15 protein-coding genes are annotated in these 13363 nt (G+C 35.3%); 9 read left to right on the top strand and 6 right to left on the bottom strand.

Translation table 11 applies throughout. The features are described 5' to 3' along the window. Positions 1 to 110: 110 nt before the first annotated feature. From GJV03_RS20195 to metG, 3 genes are all read right to left on the bottom strand, one after another. A complete protein-coding gene (locus GJV03_RS20195) occupies positions 111 to 1088 on the bottom strand; it encodes an MBL fold metallo-hydrolase (RefSeq protein WP_154130969.1) in 978 nt (325 codons plus the stop codon). A 142-nt stretch (positions 1089 to 1230) separates the two neighbouring features. Further along, positions 1231 to 1704, bottom strand: coding sequence for a hypothetical protein (locus tag GJV03_RS20190; protein ID WP_151956478.1), 474 nt, complete (start codon positions 1702 to 1704; stop codon positions 1231 to 1233). A gap of 122 nt (positions 1705 to 1826) precedes the next feature. Next, entirely contained in the window at positions 1827 to 3881 is a 2055-nt protein-coding gene (metG, locus tag GJV03_RS20185) for a methionine--tRNA ligase (protein WP_354666876.1), read from the bottom strand. 168 nt (positions 3882 to 4049) lie between these two features. On the opposite strand from metG, the gene GJV03_RS20180 reads away from it, so the two are divergent. From GJV03_RS20180 to GJV03_RS20165, 4 genes are all read left to right on the top strand, one after another. Continuing rightward, on the top strand, positions 4050 to 5303 hold the full coding sequence (locus GJV03_RS20180) for a hypothetical protein (RefSeq protein ID WP_151956480.1): 1254 nt from the start codon (positions 4050 to 4052) through the stop codon (positions 5301 to 5303). A gap of 71 nt (positions 5304 to 5374) precedes the next feature. After that, positions 5375 to 6175, top strand: a complete 801-nt coding sequence (locus GJV03_RS20175; RefSeq protein WP_151956481.1) for a hypothetical protein — start codon at positions 5375 to 5377, stop codon at positions 6173 to 6175. Between the two features lie 102 nt (positions 6176 to 6277). Continuing rightward, positions 6278 to 6772, top strand: a complete 495-nt coding sequence (locus GJV03_RS20170) for a hypothetical protein (protein WP_154130968.1) — start codon at positions 6278 to 6280, stop codon at positions 6770 to 6772. 50 nt (positions 6773 to 6822) lie between these two features. Beyond that, positions 6823 to 7125: a putative quinol monooxygenase gene (locus GJV03_RS20165; RefSeq protein WP_171501885.1), complete on the top strand. Its 303-nt coding sequence runs from the start codon at positions 6823 to 6825 to the stop codon at positions 7123 to 7125. 4 nt (positions 7126 to 7129) lie between these two features. Here the strand turns inward: GJV03_RS20165 and GJV03_RS20160 are convergent, their stop codons facing one another. Further along, entirely contained in the window at positions 7130 to 7348 is a 219-nt protein-coding gene (locus tag GJV03_RS20160; protein ID WP_056515251.1) for a DUF6500 family protein, read from the bottom strand. Between the two features lie 192 nt (positions 7349 to 7540). Between GJV03_RS20160 and GJV03_RS20155 the strand changes: the two genes are divergently transcribed. After that, a complete protein-coding gene (locus GJV03_RS20155) occupies positions 7541 to 7729 on the top strand; it encodes a hypothetical protein (protein ID WP_004723829.1) in 189 nt (62 codons plus the stop codon). A 48-nt stretch (positions 7730 to 7777) separates the two neighbouring features. Here the strand turns inward: GJV03_RS20155 and GJV03_RS20150 are convergent, their stop codons facing one another. Beyond that, a complete protein-coding gene (locus GJV03_RS20150; protein WP_004817726.1) occupies positions 7778 to 8077 on the bottom strand; it encodes a hypothetical protein in 300 nt (99 codons plus the stop codon). 312 nt (positions 8078 to 8389) lie between these two features. Here GJV03_RS20150 and apbC point away from each other — a divergent pair, with 312 nt between their 5' ends. Both apbC and GJV03_RS20140 read left to right on the top strand, forming a co-directional pair. After that, positions 8390 to 9640: an iron-sulfur cluster carrier protein ApbC gene (gene apbC / locus GJV03_RS20145; RefSeq protein ID WP_154130966.1), complete on the top strand. Its 1251-nt coding sequence runs from the start codon at positions 8390 to 8392 to the stop codon at positions 9638 to 9640. Positions 9641 to 9986: 346 nt separating this feature from the next. Continuing rightward, a complete protein-coding gene (locus GJV03_RS20140) occupies positions 9987 to 10865 on the top strand; it encodes a 5'-methylthioadenosine/S-adenosylhomocysteine nucleosidase (protein ID WP_154130965.1) in 879 nt (292 codons plus the stop codon). Positions 10866 to 10893: 28 nt separating this feature from the next. Here GJV03_RS20140 and GJV03_RS20135 read toward each other — a convergent pair whose 3' ends face one another. Continuing rightward, entirely contained in the window at positions 10894 to 11445 is a 552-nt protein-coding gene (locus GJV03_RS20135) for a DUF2062 domain-containing protein (RefSeq protein ID WP_105714362.1), read from the bottom strand. A gap of 456 nt (positions 11446 to 11901) precedes the next feature. Between GJV03_RS20135 and GJV03_RS20130 the strand changes: the two genes are divergently transcribed. Both GJV03_RS20130 and dcd read left to right on the top strand, forming a co-directional pair. Then, positions 11902 to 12495, top strand: a complete 594-nt coding sequence (locus GJV03_RS20130) for a LysE family translocator (RefSeq protein WP_004723817.1) — start codon at positions 11902 to 11904, stop codon at positions 12493 to 12495. Positions 12496 to 12634: 139 nt separating this feature from the next. After that, a complete protein-coding gene (gene dcd / locus GJV03_RS20125; protein WP_056515236.1) occupies positions 12635 to 13204 on the top strand; it encodes a dCTP deaminase in 570 nt (189 codons plus the stop codon). Positions 13205 to 13363 lie beyond the last annotated feature (159 nt).

Below are 13363 nucleotides of genomic sequence, written 5' to 3'. Positions count from 1 at the left end.
ATGCCCATATGAAAGAAAAAGATAAGAAATTAAGAAGAAAAATAAAAGCTCTAGCCTTAGCAGGAGCTTTTAAAGACCATTAAAAAGATTCTACTTAAGCAATAAAATTATTAATCTTTAAAATGAACAGGAATCCATTGATAGCTCTTCCCATCTGCTGAGTAAATATGTCCAATGCCCGGGAATGGCAAATGTGGCGCTGCAATGGTCTGTCCATTTTTGGCATAATCTGAAAACTGCTTTAATCGGGTTTGAACAGCTGTTTTCGGGTCAATATCATATTCTATTGCTGTTTCTGGTTTATCGAATTGTACTGTATGAGAGTGGACAATATCCCCAATAAAAACAATATCTTCACCCGTTGTTTTTAGTTTGTAACTAAAATGTCCCGGGGTATGACCTGCTGTGTTGATCACTTCAAATCCATTGATGTTGTCACCCAGTTTAAATGTTTTAAACTGCTTTTTAGCTTGATAGGGTGCAAGGGCGGCTTTGATCTTTTCTACAGTTGCTAAGTAATTGGCACGTTTATCTTGTGCTATTTTTTCAGCCTGTTTCGGATTCAACCAATAATTTTCTTCATCTTCAGAGACATAGATGGTGGCATTTGGGTAGTTTGCTATGCCATTTTTACTGACACCACAAGAATGATCAGGATGTAAATGTGTCAGTAAAATCGTATTGATTTGTTCAGGTTGATGACCTGAAGCTTTGAGATTTTTTAATACAGAGCCTAGATGCGCACCGAAACAATCTGCAGTACCACTATCCACCAAAACCAGTGATTTACCTGTGTTAACTAAAAATGCATTCACCGATGTTTGTACACCTTTGGCTTGATCTGCATGATATTTCTTTAAAATTTCTTGAACCTTATCCTGTGAAATATCTTTAAATAGTGTGGGAGACATAAAGTTGGTGCCATCTAGCAAGGCGGTAATTTGTGTATTGCCCAGCTGATGTTGGTAAAATCCTGCTACTTGTGCTTGTTGTTCAATGATCGGTAATGTTTTAGTGACTTCTGCTTGTGATGTAAGAGGGAATAAGCCGAATAAAAGTACTGATAATGATAGGGCGGTTTTTTTCATTGGATTTGATCAAAATTAATTTAACGAATTATTTTTTAACATGGATTCGTTCAGCACTGCGCTTTTTATATATGAAAAAAAATCTACTTTTGTAAGCGAATTTTTTATTAATATGCACAATGATCGAATCAGCTATGTGAGGTCATTCATTTATATCCTGACGATTTCTGGCTCTTTTCCATTCAATAAAAGTACAAATCAGCGTTGTTGGTAGTATAAGGACAAACTGGAGGTAAAGAAAAGTGAATAAAGGGGACGGCGTGACTATAGCAATAATAAGAATAAAAGGGGCTAGCATAAAGCTTAAAAGACACCCATAGATAAAACTATAACGCCAAGAGGCTAACGCTAATTTACTTGCAAAAAAGTGTTTAAATAAGAGATTGGTAATGATGGCTGGAATGCACCCTAGGAGATAACCAAATGGAGTAATCAAGATGAATGCAGCGATCATTGGAAATATAATAGATGGTGTAATGAGTCCTTTTAAAAACCGCATTGGATTATAAAAAATAATTTCGCTGTGAAATGTGATTGCGATAATAAATGTACCGATGAATGGACCACAGAGGATAAATGCAGATATTTTTCTTTTGTTATTTTTTGACATATCCATATTGAGGCTAGCCCCTTTTTTTCATTTTTATAATGATAGTGTAGTAAAACATTAGCATAAAAAAAGACTTCCGAAGAAGCCTTTTAGTGATTTATGATCGTCTAGGATGAGATAATCAATAATTAAGAAACTTTATCACCTGGTTTCGCACCAGATTCAGGTGAAATCACCCAAACACCATCACCATTTCCAGCAGCAAGCACCATACCATTTGAAATACCAAAACGCATTTTACGCGGCGCAAGGTTTGCAACCATAACCACCAATTTGCCAGTTAAGTCTTCAGGTTTGTAGAACTCACGGATCCCACTGAATACATTACGTGGTTCAGCTTCACCGACATTTAGAGTCAATTGAAGCAGCTTATCAGAACCTTCTACTGTTGTAGCTTCTAAGACTTCAGCAACACGCAAGTCGACTTTGATAAAGTCATCAATCGTAATGATTTCTGCTTCACCCACTTTGGCTTCAGGCTTTTTCTCTTTGGTTTTTTCAGTTTTCTTTTCTGCTTTCGCTGGTGTTGCAGCAGCTAAAGATTCTTTTGATGCATCAACCATTGCAGCAACTGCTTTGGGATCAACACGTTGCATCAATGGTTGGAATTGAGCAATTTCATGCGCAACTAAAACCGTTTTTCCTGAAGTAAAATCAAAACTTTCAAGTTTTAAGAAGTCTTGAACTTGTTTTGCCAAAGTTGGAAGTACTGGTGCCAAGTAAACAGCCAATTGGCGGAATAGATTGATCCCAACAGAACAGACATCATGAACTTGTTGTTCCTGACCTTCTTGTTTTGCCAAAGCCCATGGTTTTTTCTCATCAATATACTGATTTGCACGATCAGCAAGTGCCATGATTTCACGTATAGCGGTTGAAAACTCACGCGCTTCATAAGATTGAGCAATCGAATCACCCGCATCAATGAAACTTTGAACCAGTTCAGGTTCAGCACATGTTGTAGACAAGCTATTATTAAAATTGCTGTTAATGAATTTTGCACAACGACTGGCAATATTCACAACTTTTCCTACTAAATCTGAATTTACTTTTTGTACAAAGTCATCAAGATTCAAATCAGAATCTTCAACTTTATCAGAGAGTTTAGAAGCAAAGTAATAACGTAAATATTCAGGATTTAAGTGCTGTAAATAGGTTTCAGCTTTAATAAATGTGCCACGCGATTTTGACATTTTTTGACCATTTACAGTCAAGAAACCATTTACGAATAGACCTGTAGGGGTGCGGTAATTTGCACCTTCTAACATCGCAGGCCAGAACAACGCATGGAAATATACAATGTCTTTACCAATGAAGTGATAGACCTCATTTTTAGAATCTTTTTTCCAGTAGTCGTCAAAGCTTAATTCTGGGCGTTTCGTTTTGATGTAATTTTCAAAACTTGACATATAACCAATCGGGGCATCAACCCAAACATAGAAATATTTATTTGGTGCATCTGGAATTTCAAAGCCGAAATAAGGTGCATCACGAGAGATATCCCAATCGTTTAGACCATTTTCAAACCATTCATCTAACTTATTGGCGATCGAAACAGGTAAACGACCTTCGTCACGCGTCCATTTTTGCAAGTATTCGGCAAAATTTGGGAGTTTAAAGAAATAATGATCTGATGATTTTTCAACAGGTGTCGCACCACTTAATGTTGAGCGTGGATTCAATAGCTCTGTTGCATTATAGGTCGTACCACATACTTCGCATGAGTCGCCATACTGATCTTCCGCTTTACATTTTGGACAAGTCCCTTTAATGAAACGGTCTGACAAGAACATGCTTTTTTCAGGATCAAACAACTGTGTAACAGGACGAATCGCAATATTGCCTGCCTCACGGTTTTTAATATAGATTTCCTCAGAACGGGCTTTATTTTCATCGCTATTGGTTGAATCATAGTGATCAAAATGTACGCCAAAACCATCAAAATCACGGATATGCTCTTTTTGCACATTGGCAATTTGTGCTTCTGGGCTAATCCCATTTGCTTCTGCACGGAGCATGATTGCTGTACCGTGTGCATCATCCGCGCAGACATAAGTCACTTCATGACCCATTGCACGCATGGCACGAACCCAGATATCTGCTTGGATGTAGCCGAGTAGGTGACCCATATGAATAGGACCATTTGCGTATGGAAGGGCGTTAGTGACTAAAATATTTCGCACGGATATAACTCTCTTTCTCAAAGTTAATGCAAGGGCATTGATTTTACCTGATGAATGAAGCAATACAAAGAGAACCTTCTTAAAAAGTGAAATAAATGCAATTTCAATTGCAGATTTTATGCTAGTCTTTACAGTAATTTATTTAATAATTTTAATAGCATAGAGATTATGAGTATATTTACTTTAGAAAATGGTCAATTAAATCCAGTTCAGACAACAAGTTTTATAAATGAGTCAATTTTAGAGCGTCAACACTTACAGCAGGCTTTAAAACAAAACATTAGTCTTGTTGCACCAGACTGTTTAATTTTGGCGGAAGAATGTGCTGAATGGGATGCGTCTCGTAAGCGTATTGATTTACTTGCAATTGATAAGCAAGCAAATTTGGTAATCATTGAGCTAAAACGCACTGATACAGGCGATCATATGGAGTTACAAGCGCTTCGTTATGCTTCAATGATCTCAACTATGACTTATGAACATGGGTTAGATGTGTTAGTTCAACATAGGCATAAAAATGGAGAGGAAAATTTTACAAGAGAAAATGCTATAGAAGTTCTTAATGATTTTGTTGATCTAGATGAGTTAAATGAAGCTAATTTCGGTAACGACGTTCGAATAGTTCTGGTGTCTGCGGAATTTTCCCGAGAATTAACTACATCTGTAATATGGTTGAATGAGCGTGATTTAGACATTACTTGTGTCCGTATGAAGCCTTATAATTATGCAGGAAAAATATTAATAGATATTCAACAAGTTATTCCATTGCCAGAGGCGAAAGATTACCAAATACGTGCGCAAAAAAAAGCAGAGGAAAGACGTGAAAATCAAAAAAAACTAAATAGTAAAGATTATTCTAAGTATTTATTTAACGGTATTGAGTTGAATAAAAGAAAACTTGTCTTAGAATTAATTAAAACACATATAAAAAACAACAATATTCTTTCATTTAGTGATTTATTGATAGATTTTCCTTTTGAATTACGCCAAGGAAAAAAGCTGTATAAACTGTATGATGAAGTTTTACATACGAGTGATAAGACAAGATATTTTATTGAAGATAATGAAGTTTTGAATTTGAACGAAGGCAAATATGTAATTTCAAATCAATGGGGAGCTGGAAACATTCAGAATATTTTAGATAAAGCAGATTATTTAGGATATGAAATAGAAATTATTACAGATGAGTTTTCAATTGTTGACGAAGCTTTTTATGAGGATTATCAAATTCAGAGATTTTCTAATTTAACGATAGCTATTACAAAAAATAAAGTGCCTCAATCGGTTGTGAAGCCAATATTAAGAGATATAGCATTAAAAATTGGTGTAAATATAGACAATTCAAAAGGCAACCCAAAAAATACGAGAACATTAGGGGCTGATATTATTAATAAAATTTTGCAAATGCAACGAGAAAATTAACACGACACTTTGATACTTTTATCAATGATAGTGTTAATAAAGTAATGAAAATGAATTTGAGAGACCAACCTATGATTGATGATGAATATTTTGATGATGACCAGCCTGTAACCCGTATTCCACAAAATCAAAATAGTAAAAATCTGATTGAAAAAAATATTCTGAAACAAGCTGAACGCTATTTTGAAGATATTTCTGAAGATGAACATCAGTATCTTATTGAAACACTCAATGGGTTTGCTCAAGAAGAGCCTTATTTTGAAGTTTTAGCCAATCAATTGGATCAGCCTGTAGGGGCTAAAATTGCCAATGATGCTCTCAATCTATTACATTTTTGGCAATTGATACATGAAGCTGAGGATATTGCTCAGTTTAATCTTTTAGATGTGATCAACAGTGAGTTTTTTCAGTCCGAGATGTTTAAAGCTTTTGATCAATTAGCGCTGGGTGAGCAGAAGTCACAATACCAAGCTGTGTTAGAACAAAGCTTTAAACTCTATCAATTAGGGTTGTATGCGGGATGTATTCCATTGCTTTATGCCCAATTAGAAGGTTTGTTAACAGCTGTTTTAGTTCAAAATGGTTATTTAAAACAACAGGACACCAAGTTTATTGATGTCTATAAAATCGTTCCTGGGTTAAAAGGTCATGAGATTAAAAGTTTGTGGCATAAAGCTAAAATTGCCAATGAATTGAATCATTATTTTTTAGAGTTGGCTGCTTATAAGATGGATAGTAGTTCAACGGTGAGTATGACACGGCATAATATTCTACATGGTACGGATTTGAATCATTTTAATCAGGGTCGCAGTTTCGTATTGTTTATTTGGCTATTTGCGGCAGTCAGTTTTATGGGAAATGTCCGATCATAAAGTCCGAATCGTGATGATTCTTCACCTAAACTTCACATCCTAATCAAACACGCTACATTTTAATTTTAGAAACTAACACCAAGATCGAAGCAGGAGAAAATCATGCGGTCTTGGTATGTATTTGTTGCGTCAGCATTTGCAAGTTTGGCGGCTGTTCTCAGTTTAGTTGTGCCATTTTGTCTTTTTCTATATTTTTATCAGGGCGATTTATTTATTTCAGCTTCTGAACGAACTTCAAGCCGAGGCATGGAAGTCGTATTGTATTTAACTCCATTTTTACTGCTGGTCGGGTTTTTTAGTTACGCAGTTATTTTTAAAGTATTTAAAGCACCTCAAAAAATCATCGAAACAACACAGATTATAAAATCTATAACTTTGATCTTTATCATGATGCTATGTTTTTTATTGTTAGTTTTATGTTTAGATGGTGCTCTATCTAGTTTTATCGAGGCATTGAGTTATTTACTCTTCGTTTATTTACTGTTATTGCTCCCGTTTTGTATCGGTCTAATTCTCGGAAATGCAATTTATTTCATTTTATACAGAAAATTTAATGCGCAGAATATGTTTAGAAAACAAGTACATCATTGGGTTTAAATTTGCGTTTCATGTTATGTTCGAACTTCGATATCAATAAGAAATTACCTATGCTTAAACTGATTGCCGAAGACTTTATCCAAGTGGATAAAATTGATTTAGTTTTACCTTTATATCAACAATTAGTTGAGGAAACTAAACGAGAAGCGGGCTGTATTGCCTATGATTTATATCATGATTTACGCAATACAGGGCATTTTGTATTTATTGAGGAATGGGTGGATCGAGCTGCTTTAGATGCCCATGTTCAATCCTCCCATTTTCAGGATTTAGTCCCGCAAATTGATCAACATAGAAGACAAGACGGAATTTTTACCCATATGCAGCATTATGATGAATTGTTTAAAAAATGAATATTTAGCATTCATCTTCAATCATTTTCTTAATCTTGATTGCCTTTTCAAAATGATCAAGCTGATGGGTTTTAATCCACCATTCTGCCACTTGCATTAGGGTTTCTGGATCGTCATTTTTATTGGCAAAGAATGCATAAAAAGATAAACCAACATCATCTCCCTTTTTGGCAATTTTATCATTACAGACTCGGATAATTTTTTCTTTCATTAACTGTTGCATTAAATAGACTCGGTATTTGTTTTGATTCAATGATTTTCAATCAATCAGAATAGGCTATTTTATTCATTTTGAAACAAAAAAACACATCGCTACAAACTGTGTATGAATTGTTAAAGAAATGCATCTTTTTACATTTTATGGAGTTTCAGTTGTTATAACTAGGGTGAGACTTAATTAAATAGGAAGAAAATCATGACAAATTTAGACGATTTAAAAAACAAAGCTTCTGAAGTAATTGATGATGTGAAATTAAAAGCCAAAGAAGCAAAATTAGGTGCTGAAAAGGTTGCAGATGACCTCAAACATAAAGCAAAAGAAACACTGCTTAAAGGTGAGCAAGCTGTAAATGATTTGAAGCACAAAAAAGATGATGAAAAGTAATTTGAACAATCACTGAACAGCGCCACGCTGTTCAGTGATACTTTTTACTTAAGGTTCTTTACGAATCCACTCAATTTCACGAATCTGATTATTCACCACCGTAAAAGTATAAGTTACATTCTCAATCTCATAGATATAGTTGGATACGGTAACCGTCGTTTTACCTTCTTTACGTTCATAAGTGTTCATTGAAACTGGAGATTGGCCAATCCGTGTCGACATTTCCGTCAAACTATCACCTACAGAAACCAATTGTCCTGAAGATGTACGCACTGCAGTTGTAGATGTTCCAGCAAAAGCTGAACTCGAAATGATTAAAGAAAAAACTAAAAATAATAGAGACTTCATAGACCTACCTTATTATTGTCAAAAACCACACAAAGTTGTTATGACCCAACGTGACTATAGCTATTTTTTATCCAGTATTTGTATGGGAATTATTAAGACGGTGTTTGTCATAGCAAACTAAATCGCAAAAAACTAAAAGTTCATTCTGAACAATGAGATAAAATGATTATTTTGGATGCTAAACCAACTAAATCAGTAGGATTAATAACAACATTCAAAAAGCTGAATAGAAGTTTGCTTAACCTCAGGTCAATTTACAGTTAAACTATCTGTTCTCAGTATTTATTGTATTTGCAAATTTGGAGCAAATCTATGTCGTGGCTTTCTTCGCTTAAATCAGTTTTTTCTCCTGCGCAGGAGGTGAAAGAGGAAGAAGTCCAATCTGTTTTGCAAAACTATATTTTGCCAAATTCAAGTAGTTTAAAAGATCGTATTACCCAAGTGAATGTTGTAGGCCGAGTATTACAACTGACAATTAATACTTATCCTGAAGAGGCAGATCATTTACAAAAAATTCATGATGATCTCGCAGATGCATTGGAGAAGTGCGGTATTCAAGAGTTGAATCTGCATGTAATTCAACAAAAAATTCAACATGATTCGAGTTGTGGCAGTGATCAGCATGGAAAAGCAGGGCATAGTTGCGCTTCAAAGCCAAAAGATCAACACCCTAATCTTCCTCCAGTTGTCGATGCTTCTGCTAAAATGGCAAATACACAGGTAGATCCTAATAATCCACCGATTCAAAAAGCAGCACCACAACAACGAGATATTCCGAAACACCCTCGAATTGAAAATGTGATCCTTATATCATCGGGTAAAGGTGGTGTGGGTAAATCAACCACCACAGTAAATATCGCATTGGCTTTGCACAAACTAGGCTTAAAAGTCGGGGTTTTGGATGCTGATATCTATGGTCCAAGTATTCCAACAATGCTGGGGAATGCAGGGCAAACACCTAAAATAGAAGGTGAAAATTTTGTACCATTAGAAGCTTATGGTATGGCGGTACTTTCGATCGGTCATTTGATTGGAAAAGAAAATACACCAGTTGCTTGGCGTGGTGCAAAAGCCACAGGTGCATTGATGCAACTGTTTAATCAAGCGTTATGGCCTGATTTAGATGTTCTAGTTATCGATATGCCACCTGGTACAGGTGATATTCAATTAACCCTTGCCCAGCGTATTCCTGTAACTGGCGCTGTGATTGTGACGACACCACAGAATGTAGCCTTGATGGATGCGGTTAAAGGGATCGAACTGTTTAATAAAGTGCATATTCCAGTTATGGGTGTTGTGGAAAATATGTCGACACATATCTGTTCAAACTGTGGTCATGAAGAACAAATTTTTGGTACTGGTGGCGGAGATCAATTGTCTGAGCAATATAATATTCCGTTGCTGGGTCGATTACCTTTAAATGTTCAAATTCGTGAAAATGCTGATGCTGGTAAACCTTCTGTGATTGCAGGAGATGTTGCTGCAGAAAACTATATGGCTATTGCTGAAAAAATTGCACAAGCTTTACCTAAAGCCGAAAAAGATCCGCATAGAATTTTCTAAGAATTGACCTCTTAAGCGTCCTCTCTTTATCTTAACAATCGAATTAAAGAGAGGATACTTGAGAATGAATCAATGAAATATTTAAACTTACTCGATAATAAGATTTTATAAGCATTGCCCATTTTTAATATCCCAAAGAAATTCAAATAATTACTGTTAAATATGAAGGGTATGCTACAAATAGGACTGATCAACAGATCATACTAAACTGATTGAAGATATTTTTAATTCAAAAATAAAATTTAAAAGACTTTTTCTTAAATATAGGTATAAAAATATAGAAAATTGATCAACTGGTATATTCATTGCTTAGGTATAATTTCTTATTTAAACCATTGAGTAGACCATGCTATTAAAAAAAATCTTATGTGCCTTGGGAATCTGTAGTTCGATGTTCTTGACTGCATGTAATGATAGTGATTCAGATAAAACCAATTCTAATTCAACGGCACAGAAATCATTGCAACCCATCATTATTCAAGGTGCTTTACCTGTAGAGTCTGAGCAAATGGCCTCAAAACTAAGCAATTCTACAGTCGAAACGTTCGGTGGTTGGAAGTTTTGGAAAGGCACCTACCAAGGTTATCCGGTGATTATCTCTAAAACAAGAATGGGAATGAGCAACTCTGCTGCCGCAACAGCAATTGCGATTGAACGTTATAAACCCATTGCGATTATTAACCAAGGAACATCAGGTGGACATGATCCTGATCTTAATGTCTATGATATTGTTTTAGGTCGTTACACCACCAATATTGGTGCATTTAGAACACCTAAAAAAGCGGTTGGAGAGGGTTCGAATTCTCTTGAATGGACAGAAGCTTTTGATGTGTTGCCTACGGATGAGTCTGATCCTGAACCGATTGCGATTCGTAAATTTGAAGCAGATAAAGATCTGTTATTGGCGGCGCAGCGTGCAAAAACCAATTATAGCAAGGGCCGTGTGGTTGAAGGTACTATTGGTTCAGCAGATGTTTGGAACAATGAATTGGATCGAATTGCTTTTTTCCATAAAAACTATGGCACTTCTGTAGAGGAAATGGAGGCTGCATCTGTGGCACAAATTGCCAGCCAATATAAAGTCCCATTCCTTGGTGTTCGTATTTTATCGAACAATATTACCAATGGCGGTGCATATGACCCAGGCACTGGAGAAGCATGCCAGCATTATGTTTTAGATGTAGTTGTTGAATATATGAAAGCTAAACAAGCCGCTTTGAAGTAAATTTTTTTCAGAATAAGTTGGAGCTTGTTTAAAGAATGTTTGGCTGTTTTTTACGGTTATTCCATTTTTTAATCACGCTCCAACGCCAGTAAATACGTGTCACAATAAAGAGTAGCGATGCAAATACAAATGCTTCAATAAACAAACCAGTTGCAAGAATTTTGGCTAGACTAAAATCAATATGCCCATGGCCAAAGTTTTTGATCCAATGAATGATTTGATGGAAAACACCGAGTAACATTTCCTTATTGATCATATGCACATGATAAATTTTGGAACCAATCCAAAAGGCAAAAATCAAAATTGGGACAATGGTTAAGGGGTTCATGATCCAAGCTAAAATTAAACCAATCGGTAAGTTTGCTTCAAAGAATAAAACTGAAAAAATAATTAATAAGGTGTGGAATGGGATAGGCAAGATGCCCCAAAAGGTACCAATAAACATTGCTTTAGAAATCGATTTTCGATTGACATACCAAAGCTGAGGACTTAAGGCTTTATCGCCAAAAATCTTCATGAATTTCAAATTGTTGACTCGCTCTGGACTAGGGAGCCAAGACTGAAAAAAATGCTTTGCCATAAAAGTAGAAAATGCAAGAAAGGTAACTATTGTGCATCAATGTAGATAAAAACGACAACCTTTCTGACAAAAAACCTAATGAGTAAGAGAAAAATATGGATAAAGAATAGTCAATAAAACTGAAAATTTACTTAAAAAGCCCTTGATTTGTGTCTAAGACTGCCTGTAATTGAACTACTTGTTATTTTAAGGCTAATCAGTGTTCTATTTGGGAATAAACTTACTGATTTAAAAGGTATTATTATTGATTTAAAAGTTTGATTTTGGACATAAAAACAGCATTTCTTTGATCAGTGACTTTGCGGTTTTTATCTGACTTTATGTTTTCAAGATATTGAAAATAATATATATTTTTATTTATAGGACTGTTCTTCAATAAGTTCTCTTACAATTATTTTTTTGCCAATTCAATTTAAAAGATTTAATCTGCGATCAATCCATTGATGAGGTCATTTAATGATTTCATGGTTTTTTATTGGCTTGGTGGTGACGATTCTTTTAACACCAGGACCAACCAATACGCTTTTAGCATCTTCTGGGATTCAAGTTGGAATTCGAAAATCTCTTGCATTAATTCCAGCGGAAGCGCTTGGCTATCTTATCTCCATTACCATTTGGGGATTAATTATTGGATCTGTGTCTAAACAGTTTCCAAGTGTTCCGGTTATTCTCAAATTATTTAGTGCAGGTTATATTTTATTCCTGGCTTTGAAATTATGGCGTACAGCAAATCGAGATGAAAACTTTAATCATGCGACAATTCGGGCGCGTGAGTTATTTTTTGCAACCCTTTTAAACCCGAAAGCACTTCTTTTCGCTTCTGCAATTTTCCCAACACATGTATGGCAAAATGCGTCTGCTTATACTTCACATATGTTGGTGTTTTTATTATTAATCGTACCCATTGCATTTTTTTGGACATTTATTGGTTCTGTGATTTGCAGTAATAAAGTGACGTGGCTCAATCAGCGCAATATGCAAAGAACTGCGTCTTTAGTTTTAGTGAGTTTTACTGTACCACTGAGCTATTCAGCACTTTTAAGCCTTTAACAATCGATTATAGTTGAACTTAAGTTTGTACGTTTACTTACAGACTTGGGTTGCTCTATTTCGTCATAAACATTCCTTTCAAAAGCAATTTCAGTTAAAGTACAGCGCAGTAAATAGCACAGTTTTGGGATAGAGATAAATGGCAATTAAGTCTGATCGTTGGATTCGTGAAATGAGCGAAAAGCACGGTATGATTGAACCGTATGCAGAAAACCAAGTGCGTTATGATGAACAAGGTGAAAAGCTGATTTCTTATGGCGTATCTAGCTATGGTTATGACGTACGTTGTGCACGTGAGTTTAAAGTCTTTACCAATGTTCACTCTGCTATTGTAGACCCTAAAAATTTCGATGAGCGTAGTTTTATCGACATTGAATCTGATGTCTGTATCATCCCTCCAAATTCATTTGCATTAGCACGTACTGTTGAATATTTCCGTATTCCACGAAATGTTTTGACGATTTGCCTAGGTAAATCGACTTATGCGCGTTGCGGTATCATTGTAAATGTAACGCCACTTGAACCTGAGTGGGAAGGTCACGTGACATTAGAGTTTTCAAATACGACGAATTTACCTGCGCGTATTTATGCTGGTGAAGGCGTTGCTCAAATGCTGTTTTTTGAATCTGATGAAGTTTGTGAAACGTCTTATAAAGATCGTGGTGGTAAATACCAAGGTCAGGTTGGGGTAACCTTACCTAAAGCTTAAATTAAAAATGAGTTTGGAAAAAAGCAAGTGTAAATCACTTGCTTTTTTTATGTATATATCAATATGATAAATATGTTTAATGCATTATTTTTCAATAAAAATTTTTAAATAAAATCATAATTAAACAGAACAAAATAAGATTTAAATGTATTTGAAATT

The organism is Acinetobacter sp. RIT698 (assembly GCF_009668065.1).
GTDB lineage: Bacteria > Pseudomonadota > Gammaproteobacteria > Pseudomonadales > Moraxellaceae > Acinetobacter > Acinetobacter guillouiae.
This window is presented reverse-complemented; position numbering and strand designations above follow the sequence as displayed.

Coding starts and splice junctions, on each gene's coding strand:
- GJV03_RS20195 (WP_154130969.1), bottom strand. CDS start 1,088: ATGAAAAAAACCGCCCTATCATTATCAGTACTTTTATTCGGCTTATTC.
- GJV03_RS20190 (WP_151956478.1), bottom strand. CDS start 1,704: ATGGATATGTCAAAAAATAACAAAAGAAAAATATCTGCATTTATCCTC.
- GJV03_RS20180 (WP_151956480.1), top strand. CDS start 4,050: ATGAGTATATTTACTTTAGAAAATGGTCAATTAAATCCAGTTCAGACA.
- GJV03_RS20175 (WP_151956481.1), top strand. CDS start 5,375: ATGATTGATGATGAATATTTTGATGATGACCAGCCTGTAACCCGTATT.
- GJV03_RS20170 (WP_154130968.1), top strand. CDS start 6,278: ATGCGGTCTTGGTATGTATTTGTTGCGTCAGCATTTGCAAGTTTGGCG.
- GJV03_RS20165 (WP_171501885.1), top strand. CDS start 6,823: ATGCTTAAACTGATTGCCGAAGACTTTATCCAAGTGGATAAAATTGAT.
- GJV03_RS20160 (WP_056515251.1), bottom strand. CDS start 7,348: ATGCAACAGTTAATGAAAGAAAAAATTATCCGAGTCTGTAATGATAAA.
- GJV03_RS20155 (WP_004723829.1), top strand. CDS start 7,541: ATGACAAATTTAGACGATTTAAAAAACAAAGCTTCTGAAGTAATTGAT.
- GJV03_RS20150 (WP_004817726.1), bottom strand. CDS start 8,077: ATGAAGTCTCTATTATTTTTAGTTTTTTCTTTAATCATTTCGAGTTCA.
- apbC (WP_154130966.1), top strand. CDS start 8,390: ATGTCGTGGCTTTCTTCGCTTAAATCAGTTTTTTCTCCTGCGCAGGAG.
- GJV03_RS20140 (WP_154130965.1), top strand. CDS start 9,987: ATGCTATTAAAAAAAATCTTATGTGCCTTGGGAATCTGTAGTTCGATG.
- GJV03_RS20135 (WP_105714362.1), bottom strand. CDS start 11,445: ATGGCAAAGCATTTTTTTCAGTCTTGGCTCCCTAGTCCAGAGCGAGTC.
- GJV03_RS20130 (WP_004723817.1), top strand. CDS start 11,902: ATGATTTCATGGTTTTTTATTGGCTTGGTGGTGACGATTCTTTTAACA.
- dcd (WP_056515236.1), top strand. CDS start 12,635: ATGGCAATTAAGTCTGATCGTTGGATTCGTGAAATGAGCGAAAAGCAC.